Source organism: Paenibacillus sp. CFBP 13594 (assembly GCF_014842675.1).
Lineage (GTDB): Bacteria > Bacillota > Bacilli > Paenibacillales > Paenibacillaceae > Paenibacillus > Paenibacillus amylolyticus_B.
The window spans coordinates 62,294-82,589 of the sequence record NZ_JACYVQ010000010.1; the positions used below are offsets into that span (position 1 = coordinate 62,294).

17 protein-coding genes and 1 riboswitch are annotated in these 20,296 nt (G+C 46.1%); of the genes, 10 read left to right on the forward strand and 7 right to left on the reverse strand.

What is annotated here, in order from left to right; all coding sequences use genetic code 11:
* Positions 1–49: 49 nt before the first annotated feature.
* From IFU39_RS25965 to mmuM, 8 genes are all read left to right on the forward strand, one after another.
* A complete protein-coding gene (locus IFU39_RS25965; protein WP_076253518.1) occupies positions 50–493 on the forward strand; it encodes a VOC family protein in 444 nt (147 codons plus the stop codon).
* Between the two features lie 227 nt (positions 494–720).
* Positions 721–1,245 (forward strand): VOC family protein, encoded by a 525-nt coding sequence (locus IFU39_RS25970; protein WP_192135705.1) that lies wholly within the window; start codon positions 721–723, stop codon positions 1,243–1,245.
* Between the two features lie 461 nt (positions 1,246–1,706).
* Entirely contained in the window at positions 1,707–2,612 is a 906-nt protein-coding gene (locus IFU39_RS25975; RefSeq protein ID WP_181155606.1) for a methyl-accepting chemotaxis protein, read from the forward strand.
* 149 nt (positions 2,613–2,761) lie between these two features.
* On the forward strand, positions 2,762–4,474 hold the full coding sequence (locus tag IFU39_RS25980; protein ID WP_192135708.1) for a spore germination protein: 1,713 nt from the start codon (positions 2,762–2,764) through the stop codon (positions 4,472–4,474).
* A gap of 33 nt (positions 4,475–4,507) precedes the next feature.
* The gene (locus IFU39_RS25985) at positions 4,508–5,608 is read left to right on the forward strand and encodes a GerAB/ArcD/ProY family transporter (protein WP_091019132.1); all 1,101 of its coding nucleotides are present in this window, start codon (positions 4,508–4,510) and stop codon (positions 5,606–5,608) included.
* On the forward strand, positions 5,605–6,807 hold the full coding sequence (locus tag IFU39_RS25990) for a Ger(x)C family spore germination protein (RefSeq protein WP_091019134.1): 1,203 nt from the start codon (positions 5,605–5,607) through the stop codon (positions 6,805–6,807). The genes IFU39_RS25985 and IFU39_RS25990 overlap by 4 nt, the downstream gene beginning before the upstream one ends.
* A gap of 70 nt (positions 6,808–6,877) precedes the next feature.
* A riboswitch (SAM riboswitch) is annotated at positions 6,878–6,979 on the forward strand.
* A gap of 92 nt (positions 6,980–7,071) precedes the next feature.
* A complete protein-coding gene (gene mmuP, locus IFU39_RS25995; RefSeq protein WP_149846818.1) occupies positions 7,072–8,484 on the forward strand; it encodes an S-methylmethionine permease in 1,413 nt (470 codons plus the stop codon).
* The gene (mmuM, locus tag IFU39_RS26000; RefSeq protein ID WP_192135710.1) at positions 8,462–9,529 is read left to right on the forward strand and encodes a homocysteine S-methyltransferase; all 1,068 of its coding nucleotides are present in this window, start codon (positions 8,462–8,464) and stop codon (positions 9,527–9,529) included. Before mmuP ends, mmuM begins: the two co-directional genes overlap by 23 nt.
* A 79-nt stretch (positions 9,530–9,608) precedes the next feature.
* On the opposite strand, the gene IFU39_RS26005 is transcribed toward mmuM, so the two are convergent.
* From IFU39_RS26005 to IFU39_RS26025, 5 genes are all read right to left on the reverse strand, one after another.
* Positions 9,609–12,011: an ABC transporter permease gene (locus IFU39_RS26005; RefSeq protein ID WP_192135713.1), complete on the reverse strand. Its 2,403-nt coding sequence runs from the start codon at positions 12,009–12,011 to the stop codon at positions 9,609–9,611.
* Positions 12,012–12,013: 2 nt separating this feature from the next.
* Positions 12,014–12,772, reverse strand: a complete 759-nt coding sequence (locus tag IFU39_RS26010) for an ABC transporter ATP-binding protein (RefSeq protein ID WP_192135715.1) — start codon at positions 12,770–12,772, stop codon at positions 12,014–12,016.
* A 103-nt stretch (positions 12,773–12,875) separates the two neighbouring features.
* Positions 12,876–14,318 carry a sensor histidine kinase gene (locus tag IFU39_RS26015; protein WP_192135717.1) on the reverse strand — a complete coding sequence of 481 codons (1,443 nt, stop codon included), beginning with the start codon at positions 14,316–14,318 and terminating at the stop codon, positions 12,876–12,878.
* A 20-nt stretch (positions 14,319–14,338) separates the two neighbouring features.
* Complete coding sequence (locus IFU39_RS26020) at positions 14,339–15,040, reverse strand: response regulator transcription factor (RefSeq protein ID WP_192135719.1); 702 nt, start codon at positions 15,038–15,040, stop codon at positions 14,339–14,341.
* A 90-nt stretch (positions 15,041–15,130) separates the two neighbouring features.
* Positions 15,131–15,961, reverse strand: a complete 831-nt coding sequence (locus IFU39_RS26025) for an AraC family transcriptional regulator (RefSeq protein WP_091019151.1) — start codon at positions 15,959–15,961, stop codon at positions 15,131–15,133.
* Positions 15,962–16,158: 197 nt separating this feature from the next.
* On the opposite strand from IFU39_RS26025, the gene IFU39_RS26030 reads away from it, so the two are divergent.
* Together IFU39_RS26030 and IFU39_RS26035 are read left to right on the forward strand one after the other, a co-directional pair.
* Positions 16,159–16,935 carry a sugar phosphate isomerase/epimerase family protein gene (locus tag IFU39_RS26030; protein ID WP_105601958.1) on the forward strand — a complete coding sequence of 259 codons (777 nt, stop codon included), beginning with the start codon at positions 16,159–16,161 and terminating at the stop codon, positions 16,933–16,935.
* An 85-nt stretch (positions 16,936–17,020) separates the two neighbouring features.
* A complete protein-coding gene (locus IFU39_RS26035) occupies positions 17,021–18,040 on the forward strand; it encodes a Gfo/Idh/MocA family protein (protein ID WP_091019154.1) in 1,020 nt (339 codons plus the stop codon).
* A gap of 268 nt (positions 18,041–18,308) precedes the next feature.
* On the opposite strand, the gene IFU39_RS26040 is transcribed toward IFU39_RS26035, so the two are convergent.
* Together IFU39_RS26040 and IFU39_RS26045 are read right to left on the reverse strand one after the other, a co-directional pair.
* On the reverse strand, positions 18,309–19,256 hold the full coding sequence (locus IFU39_RS26040; protein WP_091019156.1) for an aldo/keto reductase: 948 nt from the start codon (positions 19,254–19,256) through the stop codon (positions 18,309–18,311).
* 20 nt (positions 19,257–19,276) lie between these two features.
* Positions 19,277–20,281 (reverse strand): Gfo/Idh/MocA family protein, encoded by a 1,005-nt coding sequence (locus tag IFU39_RS26045; protein ID WP_091019157.1) that lies wholly within the window; start codon positions 20,279–20,281, stop codon positions 19,277–19,279.
* Positions 20,282–20,296 lie beyond the last annotated feature (15 nt).

Below are 20,296 nucleotides of genomic sequence, written 5' to 3' on the forward strand. Positions count from 1 at the left end.
CGTTGTTATAGTGATAAGTGTAATCCAATAGGAACAAGGAGGCAATATAATGAATTTTGAAGTGATACCATTTTTGTCGATGAACGGTGATGCGGCAGCAGCCATTGCTTTTTATGAGGAGTTTCTGGGCGCCAAGGTGATATTCAAGAAAAGTTATAAAGAGATGAAGGAGATGAACCCGGGTTTTGAGTACCCTGCCGGTCAAGATGAGTATATTACACATTCGGTGCTGGAGATTGGGGTTAACAAGGTCATGATTGCGGAAGAAGCAATGGACACGGAGAGAGCATGGCAGCTGGGGAACAGCACGTCACTATGTATTCAATCCAAGGATAAAGATACAATCGATCAACTGTATCATTCTCTGATGCAACATGAGGGCGTGAAGGTACTGGTACCTTACGAGCAAAATGAATTCAGCCCAGGTTATGGCATTGTACGGGACCCATTTGGCATTGCGATTCAGTTATGTGTAACTGTGCATGATTTTTAAAATGAGTTCAGGCCACCAGTTAAGCACTCGGTATGTAAACCTGTAACTAACTTAAAAACATCAAAGAAAGAAGAGCCATGGATATCATGCGCTCTTCTTTTTTCGGTTCTATACAAGGTTGTTCGAGCAATCGATGGTTACAGCAGATCTCTTTTCGTGTAAATCATATAGGTATGGATGTCGCTGTGTACAAGCAAGTTCAGTGGATAAAGGAAAGAAGGGATACTATGATTACGAGAGGAATCGACCATATTGGAATAACTGTACCGGATATGGCGCAGGCGACACTATTTCTACAACAGGCGTTTGGAGCTCAACTTGCCTATGACCATATAATGCCGGATGATCCCCCACAGGAAGGACCTGAGGCAGAGCTTAAATTAGGACTGCGTTCAGGAGCAAAGGTTATTCATATTCGAATGTTATCTCTTGGGGAGAGCGCCAGTATAGAGCTATTTCAGTACACGAATACAGCACAATCGGAGCCAGTTAGGGCATCGGATTACGGATTGCAGCATATGGCGTTGTATGTGGACGATATGCAAGAAGCTGCACGACACTTCAAAGAAGCGGGCGGGGTGTTGCTAACAGAGCCTGGGGCGTTGTCCGGTCATATTGAAGGCGGGGAAGGCAGTCAGTTTGTGTATGGAAGAGCACCTTGGGGGATGCTGATCGAGCTGATCTCCTACCCTGCGGGCATCCAGTATCCGAATCATAGTGAAGCGAAGCGCTGGACACCACGAAAAAAATAATAACGATGAGACTGGATAAGAAACAGGACGATGCACGACAAATCGTTCTGTTTTTCTTGTATATAGGGGCTAAGCGGCCACTAAAAAAACAGAAATTATGTTACAAATACGTTACAAATACAGAAGTTTATACCTCTTTGCCCTATGTTACGATACGTACAAGTAGATACAGAGATATTTTACGGATAAGATAAGCTATAACCTCTCTTTTCTGGATGATGAACATGCACCGAAGGTATGTTGACGGATGCCTTTTATCCAGGATATTGAAGAAGCATTGAAACAAAGATTTTCTTGAAAAAATAAATGACAACAGATGATCCAAAATGCTGCAAATCGGGTATCAATAGTAGAGCCATCTAGAACCTGATGGATACATACGTTGTTATGATCGTTTTTGCTAGTTAAATGCTGTCTATTATGGAATGAACTGTGGGGGTTATCAAGTGTCTATATTAGATATGGAAAAGAAAGATGTTGTCACCGATGCAATGGTCATCAAGGCGATGGAGAAAAATCTTGCTATCATTCGATTCAATCTGGATCGCCGGGTAACCTACGTAAATGAAGTCTTTGCCCAAACGATGGGATATACGGTAGATGAGATGTATGGCATGAAGCATCAGCAACTATGCTTTGGTCAATTTGCAAATACCCCGGACTATGATGCTTTTTGGAATAGCATATTTAATGGTGTCAGCTTCCAGGACAAGGTTGAACGCAAGGATGCAAAGGGGAATTCCGTATGGCTTGAGGCGACATATATGCCGGTGTACGATGAGACGAATCAGAAGATACTTGGTGTCTCCAAAATCGCCACCAACATTACCAACCGTCAGAACAACATTTCGGTCGTAGTGAATGAGCTGAAAACGATGTCCCATGAACTGAATGGGCAGGCAGATGTAGGCATTGAACGGAGCCAGGAATTAATGTCAAGTATCTCCTATATCTCTGAGGTGTCGACTTCTAACCGTGCAACGTTGACTCATTTGCAGGAACAAGCCGGATCAATTCAGGGCGTGGTACGAACGATACGCGAGATTTCGTCTCAGACGCAACTGCTCGCGTTGAATGCTGCCATTGAGGCTGCACATGCAGGAGAATTTGGACGAGGATTCGATATCGTGGCCAAGGAAGTTAAGAAACTATCCGCAATGGTGGAGAGTTCGATTAATGAGATTCGTGATAGCGTTACCGGAATAACGAAGGAGATTGGTAATATCACAGGCGGTACCAAAAAGGTAGAAGAATATGTGGAGCAGAGCCAGAAGCAGATTGAGATTGCACTGAATGATTTTACAGCAATTGCTGCATCAGCTCACTTGTTGGATGCCAAAGCGGAGCATGTGACCAGAATCGTATAATATAGAGCAAATAGTGGTTCCTAATAAAGGAACCGCTTTTTTTTTGCTGTTCTGTACACAAAAAAACGGGAATTATTGTGATCAAACGGGGACACAATACTTGGGAATACCTGCAGCTTTGTCATGCAGAGAAATGTTGGGGTGGGAACATGTGGTCAACAATTGTATCCTACGTGCCGGATTGGTCCATATGGATCCAGGCATTCTTGGTCTTCATCATTCCAATTGGTATTACCTTGAGCGCGCGCTGGATCAATGCTGCCATTAAGCGCGGAAGCTTCTCTCGTTCGAAGCAATCGTCCGTATCCTCGAAGGATATCTCGCCAGCAGCTAAAGGGCAGGGTGAAGGGACCGAAACAGGCCAATATGCGAATATTAAATTAACCGGCAAGTACAATACGGATCTGACCAGTGTAAGAGAAAGCTTTGGTCAAAATGCTGACGTGCATATTCGGGAATTTACGATTAGGGGAACGAATACACGGGCAGCCGTTGTATATACCGAAGGTCTGGTAGATCAGGACTTAATTGATGATCACTTGATAACACCGTTGATGTTAGAAGGTGTCCCTTTACTTAAGCAGGAAGGTTTCCTCCATCCGGATAATGCACATTTACTATCGGCCTACCTGCAAGGTCAGCTACTACCTGTCAGTTTGATTGAGGAGACCCAGTCCCTTCAAAAGGTCTCAGTTGGCGTGCTTTTTGGCAAGAATGCACTGTTGGTCGATGGATTGCCGGGAGCTCTATTAATTGGAGCTCATAAGATCAAAACACGTGGTGTAAATGAACCGTTGTCAGAGGGATTGCTCCGTGGACCTCGTATTGGTTTTACAGAGCAATTAAGCGATAATACAGGCATTTTGCGTCGTTATGGAAGTGATCAGAGCCTGTTTATTAAGAAGTATGAAGTGGGTTCACGGATCAAAAAAGATTTGGCGATAGCCTATATTCAGGATATTGCCGATCCCAAACTCGTGGCTGAAGTATGCAAGCGAATTGAAGAGATGGATATGGATTCGATGCTGGAATCAGGTTATGTGGAACAACTCATCGAAGATAATACGCTGAGTCCTTTTCAGCAGGTACTGAATACAGAAAGACCTGACCGGGTAATGGGTGCCCTTCTGGAAGGCCGAGTGGCAATTTTGCTGGATGGAACGCCATTTGTATTAATTGTACCGGTGACCTTTAGCATGTTGCTTCAGTCACCCGAGGACTATTATGAACGCTGGATTCCCGGAACATTTTTGCGAGTGCTGCGTTTTATGGCCGCGATGCTGGCATTGCTTGCTCCTGCGCTCTATATCTCGTTTATCTCCTTCCATCCGGGTCTTATTCCAACGAAGCTGGTACTGACGATTATTGAAACGCGGACGGGCGTGCCGTTTCCTTCGATCATTGAAGTACTGATCATGGAACTTTCGATTGAAATTCTGAGGGAGGCAGGGATACGGCTGCCTAAACCAATTGCGCCAGCGATGGGTATCGTAGGAGGTCTGATTATTGGCCAAGCAGCAGTGCAGGCGGGAATTATAAGCCAATTTCTGGTCATTGTCGTAGCGGTTACGGCCATTTCTTCCTTTACGATTCCAGTCTATAGTGCGGGATTAACACTACGGATTCTCCGATTTGCCGCTATGTTCAGCGCAGCCGTACTCGGATTGTTTGGCGTGGTTATGTTCTTTCTGCTTGTGTGTACGCATCTGGCACGACTCTCAAGCTTTGGCGTACCTTATGTGGCACCAGCGGTTCCTTATCACATCAATGAATGGAAGGACTTCGTTATCCGTGCACCGCTAAATATGATGAGAATGCGTCCCAAAATGACAAATCCGATAGATCAGGACCGAAAAAAATAAGCTAACTCACAGAAGGTCTGGAGGTGAACTAAAGTGAATGGCTCCCAAGGAAAGCTAACCACGACACAGGCCGTTGTAATTATTGTCAATTACATGCTTGGTGCCGGGATATTGACGTTGCCTCGAACAACTAGCAAGGCTGTAGGAACACCAGATGTCTGGATTTCCATTATACTGTCTGGACTGATTATTACAGGTATTGGAATAATTATGGTTACCCTGTGTCGCAGATTTCCGGGGGAAACCGTGTTCCAGTTCACCCGTGAAATTACGGGGAACTGGATTGCTTACATACTGGGATTTGCTATGATTATGTATTTCACGGTCATTGCAGCTTTTGAAGTAAGAGTCATGGCTGATGTGACAGGAATGTATCTACTCGAACGCACCCCTACCTGGGCAATTGTTATGGTCTTCATGTGGATCGGTATATATATGATCTCGGGTGGGCTTGGTGTCATTGTACGCGTGTTCGAGATTATTCTGCCGATTACGATCATTATATTTGTAATTGAAATTTTGCTCAGTAATCAGTTATTCGAGATAGGCAATCTGAGACCCGTTCTCGGTGATGGGGTTATGCCCGTTTTCAAAGGGCTAAAACCATCACTATTGTCTTATACGGGCTATGAGGTGATGTTAGTCATGACTGCCTATATGAAAAATCCGAAGAAAAGCAATAAAGCAATGAGCTGGGGGATATTCATATCCACCATTATCTACTTGATCACGGTTGTCATGGTCATAGGCAGTTTATCCCTTGATGGGATCAAAACGCGAACCTGGCCAACGCTGGATTTGGTAAGAAGCTTTGAGATACAAGGTTTAATATTCGAAAGATTCGAATCCTTATTGCTGGTCATCTGGATTATGCAAATTTTCTCGACTACAGCGATCACACATTACTGCGCGTCGGTGGGTATTCGTGATTTGTTCCGTTCCAAAAAAATCAAAGGTATTATGTACGGTCTGCTTCCGTTCATCTATCTGATAGCAATGATGCCCAAGACCGTGGATGATACCTTCGAACTAGGAGATATGCTGGGTAACGTGTCCGTATGGTTATTTGCCATTTTACCTCTGGTACTACTGTTGTTAAGTCTGATTCGTAAAAAAGGAGGCAAGCATGCATGATTACATTCCGTATGTTGTTACGCTTAGCCACTGTATTATGCATACTCTTAACGATATCCGGATGTTGGAGCAGTCGGGAGATAGAGGATCTAAGTGTATACGTTGGTCTTGGGATCGATATTGGCAAAGAGACGGAATTTGAGAAAAACATCGCTAATCAGGGAGGAGCGTATTCCAAGCAGAACAATGTGACAGCCACGGTACAGATTGCTCCCGGTAACTCCAGCAGTCAGAAGAGCCAACAATCCGGGTCACCTGCTTCTGGTAAAACGTCCTACTCCAATGAACAGCTTACCGGAGATTCCTTGCTGCAAATCTTTCGTCAGTTTGCACTAAGGCGAGATCATCCGCTCATCGGGCATCATCTGAAGGTTATCGTTGTGTCCAAGGATATCGCCAAAAAGTATGGTCTGGACCAGCTGCTGGATTTTGTACTTCGGGATAACGATATTCGTCCTAACTGTCTGGTGCTGATTAGCCATCATCGCGCTGCTGATGTACTGACTTCAGATGATCCTTCCCGGATTCCAGCATTTTATCTTACAGGTATTACAGGTAATTCGTACTTGTCCAATAAAATCCTGGACCCCGTTCTACTCTCCAAACTAGATGCACAAATGCAATCCGGTTCCAGCTTTTTGCTCCAGAATGTACTGAACTTCAATGGAGAGGACAAGTTCTCCGGTGCCAGTATCTTTGATGGGAAAACGACCAAATTCATCGGGGAACTCAGCCAAACGGATCTAGAAGGGCTGTCGTGGATCAGACCTAAAGAAAAAGGAGGCATCTTGAAGACATACAATAAAGCGGGATTCACTGTTGTATATGAAATGAAGAAGAAAAAAACAAAAATAATTCCAAAAGTGGTTGGCGATGATATTTCATTCCATGTGAAGACTGAATCCGAAGGCTGGTTGATGGAGGATTGGCGTGCTCCAGAGGAAGAGGAAAAAGGTGCTTATCTCAGAGAATTGGAAAAAGAATTTGCTGAACTGGCTGAACAACAGATTCGACAGGTGTTATACAAACTGCAGCATACCTATAAAGTAGATGTTGCGGATTTTCGGGATAGCTTGCGTATCAAAGAACCTAAAACATGGAAAAAAGTCAAAGACGATTGGGATAAAATTTTTAGCACCGTGCCGATCACGTATGAGGTAAAGACCACCATCACCAATCCGGGGTCTTCCACGGAATAGCGAGGTGTGCCATTTATTATTTAAATGTTGACACATTCATGATAGATCGCTATATTAGTAAAAAATCATTTTCTTATCCAGAGAGGTGGAGGGACTGGCCCTTAGAAACCTCAGCAACAGATCTGAAGGATACTGTGCTAATTCCAGCGGGTGAAAGCCTGATAGATAGGAGCGTTTGTTTTTATTTGTCAGTAACGGCGCACTCTTTAGGCAGAGTGGGTCTTTTTTGTTTTTTCTGGATGAAGAAGTAGGGGAGCAGCTGGTATGGAAAACAACAACGACAAAGGGCATTTTCAGCGGAAAATGCAAGCACGGCATGTGGTCATGCTCTCTCTCGGAGGAGTCATTGGAACGGGATTATTCCTCAGCTCAGGTTACACCATTCAGCAGGCGGGACCACTGGGAACCATTCTGTCCTATCTAATCGGAGCCATCGTTGTATATCTGGTGATGCTCTGTCTTGGTGAACTGTCTGTTCATATGCCAGAGACGGGAGCATTTCATAGTTATGCAGCCAAATATATCGGACCGGCAACAGGCTACACGGTGGCTTGGTTATACTGGTTAACCTGGACTGTTGCGCTTGGCTCCGAATTCACAGCCGCTGGATTGCTGATGCAGCGCTGGTTCCCATCGGTGAACGTATGGATATGGAGTGCGCTCTTTGCACTGATGATCTTTCTGTTTAATGCATTAACGGTGAAATTATTTGCGGAATCCGAGTTCTGGTTCTCATCTGTAAAAGTAGTGACTATCGTAATCTTCATTATTATCGGTGGCGCAGCCATGTTTGGGTTCATTCCCATGGCGGATTCTGAACCGGCTCCATTTCTATCGAATATTACCGCATCCGGGTGGTTCCCTCATGGGGCTACAGCCATATTGATGACCATGCTTGCTGTAAACTTTGCCTTCTCAGGCACCGAGTTAATCGGCATTGCCGCGGGTGAGACGGAGAACCCGGAAAAGACGATACCGAAAGCTATTCATACAACGCTGTGGCGTTTGGTTATTTTCTTCATCGGAACGATTATTATCTTGTCGGCCTTGTTGCCCATGTCGGATGCCAGTGTACTGGAAAGTCCGTTTGTAGCGGTAATGGAGCGGGTGGGTGTACCCTATGCAGCAGACATTATGAACTTTGTTATTCTGACGGCGATTCTCTCTGCTGCCAATTCGGGCCTATATGCATCTTCACGGATGCTCTGGTCTCTGGCTGACAAAAAAACGATCTCTCCGTGGTTTGCCAAATTGACCAAAAGCGGGGTACCGCTGAATGCACTTCTGATTAGTATGGTGGGTGGTGCGTTGGCCTTGCTGTCCAGCATCATTGCGCCAGGTACCGTGTATATTACACTGGTTTCCATTTCAGGTCTGGCTGTCGTTGCGGTATGGATGAGTATCAGTGTCTCCCAATACATGTTCCGCAGACAATATATCCGGGAAGGACATGCGGTCAAAGATCTGGTCTACCGCACACCACTATATCCGGTGGTACCAATTGTTTCATTTATATTATGCCTGGCTTCATGCATAGGTATTGCCTTTGACCCGACACAGCGAATTGCGCTATATTGTGGGGTTCCGTTTATTGCAGTGTGTTACGCTGCTTATTATCTGACAGAACGTGTGAATAAGAAAAGAGGACAAGTACATGACGCAAGCACAACAGACTAACCCCTTAGAACGGATCCTGCGTGAACATCCGGTCATGATTCTGGATGGAGCGCTGGCAACGGAACTCGAACAGCATGGATGTGATCTCGATGATCCACTATGGTCTGCTCGTGTGTTACTTGAGAATCCGGATGTTATCGTTCAGGTCCATGCAGATTATTTTCGAGCAGGAGCCGACTGTGCGATTACATCCAGTTATCAGGCGACGGTGGATGGTTTCCGCAAGAGAGGGATCGATGAACAGGCAGCACTGGAGCTGATCCGCAAGACGGTGGAACTGGCTGCACAGGCGAGAGATGACGTGTGGGCAGAAGTGCAGAGTAGACTAGTAGGGAGAGAAAGCTCGACAAGTCAGCTTGTAGAAGCTTCTTCGGTACGTGCTGAGACGGTGGAGAATGAGGAGTATATAACAGATCGTACAGGGGATCGCGAAGGAAATTGTCTTCGTCTACGTCCAATTATTGCCGGGTCCGTAGGTCCGTACGGCGCTTATCTGGCGGACGGTTCAGAGTATGTGGGTCATTACGGCGTGTCGGATGAGACGCTTGCCGCATTTCACCGTCCGCGTATGGCGGCGCTGATTGAAGCGGGTGCTGATATTCTGGCGTTTGAGACGATTCCTTCCTTGCAGGAAGCTCAGGTGCTGGTTGAATTACTGAAGGAGTTTCCTCATGCGTATGCCTGGTTATCTTTTTCTTTAAAAGACGGGATAAGCATCAGCGAAGGCACACTGCTTGAGGTATGTGCACAGACGTTTGGCTCCGAGCCGCAGGTTGCGGCGATTGGCCTGAACTGTGCTCCGATGGAAGTGGTGACGGAAGCAGTGGGTATTTTGAGCCGTACCAGCGATAAACCTGTTATTGTGTATCCGAACTCGGGAGAAGTATACGATGCAGCAACGAAGACGTGGAGTGGACAGGGTACATGTGGCAGTATGAGTGATGCTTCGGAACAGTGGGTTGCTGCGGGCGCAAAAATTATTGGTGGCTGCTGCCGAACTACGCCACATCAGATTGGCGAACTTGCGAAGAAGTGGCGGAGTTAAATCATAACGCAATAACAGCACTTCCACCTTTTATAAAGGCATGGAAGGGCTGTTATTGCGTTATAGAATCCTGACTACCTTATTCGATAACCAACATACGTGGCGATGCCCCACGAATAATTCGCGAAGAGAACCATGAACCAAGACCCGCTGCAATGATACTTAGACAGGCGAACAGTATCATTCCACCCCAATTCAGGATCAGCGGAAGCTCGACGATACCATAACCGGAAAGGACCAGTTCGAGCAGAAGAGGAAGTACATATACGCCGACGAGCATACCCAGTATCGCTCCGATGGAGGACAGTACGATCATTCCCATCGTGACCGAGAATCGGATCTGGCGGGATGTCATTCCCAGTGATTTGTATATTCCGTAGTTTCTGCTCTCTTTGCGGATATTGATCCGACAGGTGCTGAAAATAATGATGAACGTCACAGCGATGAACAGCAATCCAATCAGACTCATGGGATAGATCAGGATATTGGCAGCTTCCGCGTATACTGAATCAAGCAATGTCTTCTGGGTGACTACGGATGCAAAATCTTTAAATTGTTCGTTCAATTCCCCGGCAATCAGATCCGCCTGTGTAATATCCTTCACATTGATGAAAATGGCATCGAATTCACCATAAGCCGGGTTCACACTTCTCATGGCATCGATCGTGATTCGGCCTGAAACAGACATGTTGGCGATCGCCTGATAGATTCCTGTGATGAGGAATGTCCTCTTCTCTCCTTCAATATAGATGTCGATGAGATCACCAAGATCCTTATTGGATGTTTGGGCTATACTTACACCAATGGCAATCTCATTCACATGGTGAGGGTTATCGCCTCTCAATGTTGTGAACCCAAGTTCCTGATATTTTCCGTCCAGTACACTCAAGTTGAGACTGATGGATGGGCCTTGCACTCCCTTAGAAGACTCCGGGCTAATGACACCCGTTGTGTTCCCTTGCCAGCCCACATTGCTGATCCTTGAATCCTGTTCTAACACGTGTTTCAGCTCAGCCTGGGGGAAGGTACTTTTGTTCACCACGACTGCTGCGATGTTGGCATTATCATACCCCCAATGGGCTGCGGTCTGATAGATTCCGGTTATGCTGGTCAGCAGAACATACCCTAGAACCAATACAGAGGATGCCATCGTGGTCAGCAGGAGGGTTAGAATAGAACTTTTGGTGTTTTTGAACAAATGTCGAAGTCCAAGGGCCATAGTCACAGGCAGTCGTGTGAACCCGATCCATCGTGCCCAGGGTGAATTCATTTTGCCCGCCATCCGGCTATTATCTGTCTCCGACATACCATAACGAATGGCCTGCACAGGCTGTATGCTGCGTGCTTTTTTGGCATATAACACAACGGACAGAATCACTATAGCAAATAGAAGCACACCAGCCATAATGGCAGCGTCCAATCCTTGGACTGGAATGTTCTGATGGTCCACTCGAAGAGAGGACACGGATATATTAATGATCCACCTGGAGATCCATACGCTAAGTGCAATTCCGGGGATAATGGCAGCAATGGAGAGCATCGCATATTGAATGACATAGGTACCTATTGTTCTCCGGGCAGTTAGCCCGAGTGATTTGAGAATACCTATCGTTCTGTAATTGGCCAGTATGGCATCCGAAATTGTGAACCCGATGGTCATCAAAGCGATGGAGAGCATGACAACGCCCATGAAAATCATAATGAAGCCAATAACCTGGTTAATAATCAGATAAAAAGAGGAGATCGCTTCGAACTCCATTTTGGATTCCAGAAACGGAGTACCTGTCTCGCGATTGTACCGTTCCCAATACAATGAATTCATACTGTAATCGTTGAAATGAATACCGATCATGTAATTCTCGTTGCCAGCGAGTGCCGTGAAATCACGTTGATAATCAGCAGAATTCATCCAGACCCGTGCAGTATTGGAGAAGGGTGCTCCGTACGGTACGTCGATGACAATACCCGACACATTCAATTCGAGTGTGCTTGAGCCGGTTTTGAAGCCAATGGTATCATCTAACGAAATATGATAGGCATTTGCCATGGACGTTGGAATCCAGACGGAGCCCGGTTCGGGAGTCGTGCTGGGTGTTCCACTTGAAAAAATAAGTTCATCCACACCCCATGGCGGCGGAGGTGTATTAAACATGTACAGGTAGATGTTAGGGATGTGAGTTTCATTCAAGATGATGCCTGACAATGAACGATACGATAGTAACGGGGACACCTGAACGTCATCCTGGGAAGCCCACCAATCGTGCACCGTCTCCGGGTCATTCAGCCCTTTCTCAAAAGTCAGAATCTGATGAGACCCATGGGTGCGGATATGCATTTCATGAAACTGATTGCCTGTGTTCGCCAGAATGACAATAGCTGTAGATACAAGAAGTGTCGAGAGTAGCAGGAGCAGCGCAATCAGCGCATTTTGTATTTTGTTCCTACCCAGATACGACAAGCTAAGTTTAAACATGACTGCCATCGTTATTCCTTCCCCGTAACCAAAGCGAAGATAATCGCTTCACGATCTTGAATTTGATGTTCGTCATAGGTATCGAACTCAAGGATTCCGCCAATCTTGCCGTCTTGAATATAGATCAGGCGATCTGCCCGACAGGCAGCCTTAATATCATGCGTAACCATAACTACCGACTGTCCTTTTCGATGGATATCTGTAAGGATATCGAGAACAGCTGTGCCATGTTCCATATTTAAGCTTCCGGTCGGTTCATCCGCAAAAATGATATCCGGCGAGTTGATCAAAGCCCGTGCAATCGCAGCTCGTTGCTGCTGTCCTCCGGAAGTTTGGGAGGGGAGACGGTTACGTTGTCCATCAATATCCATGGCATTCATCAGCTCAGCAACGCGGGATAGGATGTCCTTCTTTTTGTTTCCTGCAATATATCCCGGTAAAGCAATGTTTTCTTTGATGGAAAGGTCCGGGACCAGATTGATGCTCTGATAGATATAACCGATCCGGCGGGTGCGGAAGTTGGACATTTCCCGTTCACTGTAAGCGTCAACCCGCTGGTCACGAAAATAGACCTCACCTGCTGTGATCTGATCCAGTCCGCTTAGCAGGTATAGGAGGGTTGATTTGCCAGAGCCAGAGTTACCCATGATGACCGTGAATTCTCCTTCATAGATGTCGAGATCAACATTACGGATGGCATGATATTGTTCACTTCCGCTGTTGTACGTTTTGCACAGATTCTGTGCACGGATAATCACTTTTTTGGACAAGTCGAATCACTCCCAAGTGCAGTATAGGATTCATTCTAGAGGAGGGATGTTGAGGAAGCCTTATCAAATTATGAATAAAGTATTACAGCTGTGGAGTGTGGGCTCAGCAGATCGGTAGATAGAACCGGAAGGTAGTACCTTGTCCTTCTTTACTAGTAAAGGAAATATGACCTCCATGTGCTTTAATAATGCTTTGGCAGATGGAAAGGCCCAGCCCTGTACCTTCCTGAACATGTTGTTCTGCATGACTCGTATGGCCTCTGAAGTAACGCTGAAAAACAAATGGCATGTCCTGTACACGTATTCCCTGACCCGAATCGGCAATCGTCACTTTCAAGTGCCCGGATTCCAGTTCCAAATCTATACGTATCGTGTCTCCTGGAGCTGTATGCTTGAGGGCATTGGCGGCAAGATTGGAGATCACCTGTTCAATTCGAGTGGGGTCGATAGCGATTAACACATTGGGGATGTAGTTGGGTCCTTTATAGATAAGCCCCTTTGTTAGGACAACATGTTCAATAGGTTTCAACATCGTCTCCAGTATAGGCCCACTGTACATTTCACGGGTTTCCACCGAAATTTGCCCCAATTCCTGAAGTGCATGAACCAGCAGATCCTCCACAAGGCGTGCCGTTTTATCCGTATGGGTCCGCATGACTCCCATATATTCCATCAGCGTCTCCTGATCGTTGCATAGTCCTTCCTCAATAGCTTCTATGTATGCTTTTATCGTGGTAATTGGTGTTTTAATATCATGAGATATATTGGTGATGAGTTCTTTTTGTGCTTGTTCCTGCTGAATACGCTGCTCGCTCATATGTTTAATCTCCGTGCGCATTAGATCAAACATGGCATATACTTCGAGCAATTCATCGTTCCGGTTGTACTGGATTTTTTCTTCATAATTGCCTTTAAGCATGGATTCCGCATGTTGCTTCAATTGATGGATGGGAGAGAGCAGGTGTTTGTCCAGTTTTCGTTTCATCCAGAATAGAAATAAGCTCAGAATCAGTGACAGGAGCATGAGTGCGCTAATCAATATAACCGGAAAAGTCATCGGTTGCTGAATCGTAACCATCGCTTGGGGGATGGAAAAGATGGCATTGCCGATCTGACTTCCCATCGGTCCGTCCATCACGGGAAACGCAATATCAAGCGTATCGTTACCGTCCGCGGCCTGCGTGGCATGATGCAGATCATAATGGAGAGCTGAACGCAGATTAACTTGCGTCCCTTCAGAGGTGGGGTCGGAGGACAGAATGATTTTTCCATCCAAGTTTAGATAGGTAAGTAGAACCCCGGTCTCTCTGGCGGTGGAACGTATGACTTCACGAATATTTTGTTCATTAAGATGCTGATGATTTTGCTCCAAAGCGAGTAAGATCGGATTGACCTTGAGTCGAACCTGATTCAGGGACAGATTGGATTCGCCTGAATTTCGATCTTGTAACAGCATCATCGACAGTGCAAGGATACTTGAAACGATAATAATGAGAAGCCCAAGTGTTGTTAACAACCAGCGTTTGGACCACCTGTTCAATGACATGTGGGTGCCTCCAATCTCACTTATTCGTAATTGAATTTGTAACCGACACCCCATACCGTCTTCAGAACGGTCGGATGCGAGGCATCTGCCTCAATTTTTTCACGCAGTCTACGAATGTATACGGTTACGGTATTTTCATCGCCATAGGTTGCATATCCCCAGATGGCGTCGAGCAACTGGGCTTTGGAGAATACCTGATTCTTGTGGCTTGCCAAGTAATGAAGTAGTTCAAATTCCTTGGCAGACAGAGAAACTTCCGATCCGTTTAATGTAACTTTATAGGCTTTTTTATCAATTACCAGGTTTCCAAGATGCAGTAGATTTGTTCTATCTCCAACGGAAGTCATGCTGTCATAACGCCTGAAGTGGGCATTAATCCGTGCTAACAGTTCGCTCAGCGAGAAGGGCTTGGTCATATAGTCGTCTGCTCCAAAGCCAAGTCCAAGTACCTTGTCGGTATCACTGCCTCTGGCACTTAGAATGAGGATGGGGATATTATTGCGCCTTCGGATCTCTCGACAGACCTCGATCCCGTCCATGTCCGGAAGCATAATATCCAGAATGATGTAGTCTGGTTGAATAATCTCCATAATCTGAAGTCCATCTTGTCCAGTGGCTGCCACGGCGGCTTCATATTGATTTTTGGTTAAATAATCTCGCAGAATGCGCGAAATATCTGATTCATCCTCGATGATGAGGACTTTGCGCTGGTGGGTTAGCATATGTATCGCTCCATTATGATAGATGTGAATTTAATGGGTATGTATGAAGACCATGAACCTCTTAAGGTCATGGGTTTCTGACACTGAACATCATACATGCTCCAGATCATCAATAGGCTCATGCTGTCTGGATTTGAGATACTCCGCCGGAGACACACCGAAGTGCGCCCGGAATACCCGGTGGAAATAGGAGTAGCTCGCAAAACCACAGGATTCCGCAATATGCTCCAGTGTCATTTCGCTGTATTTCATGCGTTCTAACGCTGCATTCAGACGGATCTCAATTGCGTATTGAATCATGGTCTGATTGTAGTGCTCCTTGAATAAACGGACTGCACGCGACAGGCTGAGTCCGGCATAACGTGCCGCTTCCTCAAGCTTGAACGTAACCGTGGCATGCTCCTCAATATAACGTTTTAACTTCAGCGCAGAGGAAACTGCTCGATCGGTCTGAATATTCTCTTTAATTGCCCGGTCAATATATAGACATAATCCGCGCAGTAACGCATCCTTTAGCTCCGCATTTTCCTCAAGAGGTCCCCGACGTTTCTCAAGCAACATATTTCTCCATAGGCTGATGAGCTTATCATCAAGTCCAATCCGGCTCACGGTAGATCGTTGCTGCCTTTTCCACCAGTTATCGATCCAACTGCCCTCGCAGAACAGATAATAATCTCCGCTGGACAAGCGTCCTTCCTTATGTGGTTCATCCACCACGAGATGATAGTCGTCGCCAGGTTTGAGCAGCAGCAGATCCCCGCTAGTCATCCTGAATTCTTCATCCTGTACATACACTTTGCACGAACCTTCTGTCTGTAGACGGAACAGATAGGTTTGCAGCTCGCCCTTCATATTATGAGTGAACGCTTTATAGTGGTATGAGTAGTCACAGATCAGTACAGATGTCTCTAACGTATCCAAAGATAAAATCCCCCAATATGTACATCCTGCATGCAATCAAATGGGTACATTCAATAGATGCAAAATGATGGAAATAAAATTTGACCAGATAGTTCATGTTCTGACTATATTGTATATGTTCATTCTAGCCTGTTTTGCGTTAGGATGATACCAGATAGAGCAATGAAAGCAAATTTGAGAACAGAGGTGTATCCTACATGAAAAAACTTAATATTGGTTTGCAATTGTTTACACTCCGTGATGAAACTGCAGCAGATTTTCGTGGTACGTTGCGTAAGGTAGCGGCCCTTGGATATGAAGGTGTGGAGTTTGCCGGATATGGTGATATTCCAGCTGAGGAAATGAAAGCGCTACTAGATGAACTTGGACTGAAAGGATTCAGCAGCCACGTTTCACTACATGCGATGCGCGAAGACTTGCAAAAACAAATCGATTACCTGAAAACAATTGGTGCACAATATATCATTTGCCCTTACCTGATGCCAGAAGATCGTCCTGAGAATGCAGAAGGTTGGACCAAGCTATTCGCTGAGTTACAACAATATGGGGCTGAAGCAGCGAAACAAGGGTTGATCTTTGGATACCATAACCATGACTTTGAATTCCATGGGCAGGTTGGTGATGCCAATGCCTTTGATGCCATGTTCGCTCAAACATCACCGGAAGCGGTAAAAGTGGAAATGGACGTATGTTGGGTACAATTTGCGGGACAAAATCCGATCGAGTATATTAATAAATATGCGGGTCGCTTGCCGCTGCTTCATCTGAAGGACTTCAGCAAAGACGAACAGGGCCAGATGAAAACACTGGAATTGGGACAAGGTTCGGTTGACCTGCCAGCTGTTATTGAAGGGGCTACGAATGCAGGCGTGGAATGGCTGATCGTGGAACAAGACGTATGTCAGAACCCTCCGCTTGAGAGCGTATCCAACAGCTACAACTGGTTGAAACAGAACTATTTGAGCCAATTTTAATCTAACATTTTGCATAATCCAAAGAGCGAATTGAATCGAATTATGAAAAATGCTGAATTTTATTTGTCAAAGGAGACTTATATACATGAGTAAAATTAAAGTTGCTGTATTCGGCTGTGGAGCCATTGCCGAGCGCAGACATATTCCAGAGTACGCTGCCAATGAGAACGTAGAACTTGTCGCTTTTGCCGATCCGATTGTGGAGCGTGCGGAGAAGATGGCTGAGACTTACGGAGGTAAAGCGTACTCCAGTTACGAAGAATTGCTTGCAAACGAAACGGTGGATGCCGTTAGTGTGTGTACACCAAACTATCTGCATGCGCCAATGGCGATTGCTGCTGCCAATGCAGGCAAGCATGTATTGGTTGAGAAACCAATGGCAGTATCCACTGAAGAAGGCGAGCAAATGATCGAAGCTGCCAAGAAAAATGGCGTGTATCTGATGGTTGGACACAACCAGCGTCTGATGCCTCCACACGTAAAAGCAAAAGAGATTCTCGACTCCGGCAAACTCGGTAAAGTTCTTAATTTCCGTACATCATTTGGTCACCCGGGTCCAGAAGGATGGAGTGTGGACGGAGCGGATAGTTGGTTCTTCCGTAAAGAAGAAGCTATTATGGGCGCCATGGGCGACCTGGGCGTGCACAAATCCGACTTCATCCGTTACTTGCTGAATGATGAAGTATCTGAAGTGGCTGGTTTTATCAGCACACTGCACAAGGAAGGTACTAAAGTTGATGATAACGCAACTTGTTTGCTGCGTATGAAGAGCGGCGCGATCGGAACGCTGGTAGCAAGCTGGACGCAATACAGAGCTGGAGACAACAGTACAGTGTTGTGGTGCGAGAATGGTGTTATGAAGATCGGAACAGTGGAAGGCGATGAAGTGATCGTTGAACTGACCAATGGTACAGTTGAGACGTACAAAGTTGGTGCCATGGCTACCAACGAGAAACAAGTGCCGAGTGGTGTAATTGACGCATTTGTAGAGTCAATTGTAACGCAAACACCTCCAGCGATTTCCGGGGAAGAGGGCTTACGCTCCCTGCAAGTGATTCTGGCAGCATTCGAATCCGAGAAAACAGGTCAGATCGTTAAACTGTAATCCAACCGAATGACAGTGCAATTTCTAACATTCTATGCGTCTTAATCCATGATATAAGGGACTTACCTTCAGAAATGCATTCTGGGGTAAGTCCTTCTATATTTCTCCCCAACCGAGTAGGGGAAAGAGAACAGTAATACGGTAATTGTGCAACAGGGTTACAATATTGGATCGCTTTTACACAACAGAAAAGGCTGATATTCCGGGTTATCGCGGAATACCAGCCCCTTATACTCATTAAAGTTAATGATAGAATAATTAATTTTCTTTAGATGCCAGCAGGTACATCACTGCCCAGATCCAGCCATGCGATTTCAGCAGGAGTCAGCGTGATGCGGGACCCTTCGTCACAGGAGAGCAGTTCCGCCTGATTCTGGGCACCGATCAAGGCACAGGTTGGGAACGCCTGATTCAATACATAAGCGAGTGCGATCTGAATGGGTGACGTTTTCTTCGAATTAGCCAATTGTTCAGCCCGGCGTAACCGTTCCCAGTTGCCATCACTGTAGAATACACGCACCAGATCTTCGTTATCGCGAACTTCAGGTGTGAATCTTCCCGTGAAGAAACCGCGCGCTTGGGAGGACCAGGATAGCAATGGCAGCTTGGTTTGCTCATGCCATGCCAGTGTCTCTGCATCTGCCGACACACAGCCTGCCCAGAAAGGTTCGTTTGCTTTGGCGAGACTGAGGTTCGGACTGCTGAATGTGAAGCCCTTCAAGCCATTTGCCGCAGCGTACGCATTGGCTTCCTCAAGGCGCTGCCAGGTCCAGTTGGAGGCGCCAATTGCGCCGATTTTGCCGGAATCAATATGTTCGTTTAATGCTTCAAGAATAACACTGACAGGCATATTTGGGTCATCCCGGTGCAAGGCATACATCTCTACATGATCTGTCTGAAGACGCTCCAGACTTTCCATCAAGTCACTGCGGATGGCATCAGCGTTCACGCGTGGCCCATTCTGGTCATGATGCGCGCCTTTGGTGAGAATGACGATCTGGTCACGGTTACCGCGTTCTTTCATATAACGACCAAGGACTTCTTCACTCTGTCCACCACAATAAATATGTGCTGTATCTACAGTGTTACCGCCAATCGACAGAAAAGCATCCATGTTCGTAGCTGCTTTATCGTAGGCATTATGCACGAAATAATCGGTTCCTTTAATCAATCGGGAGACACGTTTACCTGCACCAGCAATTTCGATATATTCCATAAGTCAGTTCATCCTCTCAATTATAGTGTAATTCGTGTACGTTCTTCCGCTGAACGAAGGCAAGCTTCCAGCACTTTCATATTAGCTACTGCATCGGAAGGGGCGAAGCGCAGATCCTTGCCCTGAAGTACGGCACGTGCCATGTCATCTCCCTGCAGAGAGTAGTGGTTCACTTGCGGAACTTCAATCTCTTTGCGTTCACCGCCAGCCGTTACATAGAAGTTGGAACTGCGATCCTGACGACCGATAAAGGCCGATGGTACCTCAATGATGCCATCAGAACCTAGAACTTCGAGCGTGTTGCGGAAGGCTGCCCACATGCTGCTGTCAAACGTCACACCAACGTGATTATCGAATTCCAGCAGTCCGGAAGCCATCATATCGACCTGATCATGCTGTGGGGAGAACATGCCAATAACGGTAACTGCGCTTGGTTCTTGGCCTAGCAGCAGGCGAGCAACACTGATGGAATAACATCCGATATCATACAGTGCACCGCCACCCCACTCCTTCCGAAAGCGGACATTGCCGGATGCATTGGAGTTATTAAATGAAAATGTGCTGTGAATACCACGGATCTCACCGATCTCACCACTGGCAATGATATCCCTGATCTGCTCATAACGTGGATGATGGCGGTACATGAATGCTTCCGCGAGATGCACACCTGCATCTGCACAAGCTTGAACCATCTCCTGAGCTTCCTGCTCTGTCAGAGCCAATGGTTTTTCGCACAAAATATGTTTGCCTGCTTCAGCAGCCCGGATCGTCCATTCCCGATGCAGATGATTCGGAAGCGGGATATATACGGCATCAATGGAATCATCAGCGAGCAAAGCTTCATAACTGCCATAAGCCTTGTCGATCCCTAGTTGTTCGGCCGTCTGTTTGGCTTTATCTTCGTCTCGACTGGCAATCGCGGTTACTTCATTCAACTCGGATTGCTGCAACCCAGGAATGACGGATTCCACAGCAATGCTAGCGCTACCAAGAATGCCCCAACGTAATTTTTGAACTGAATTCATGTGTTGTATCCTCCT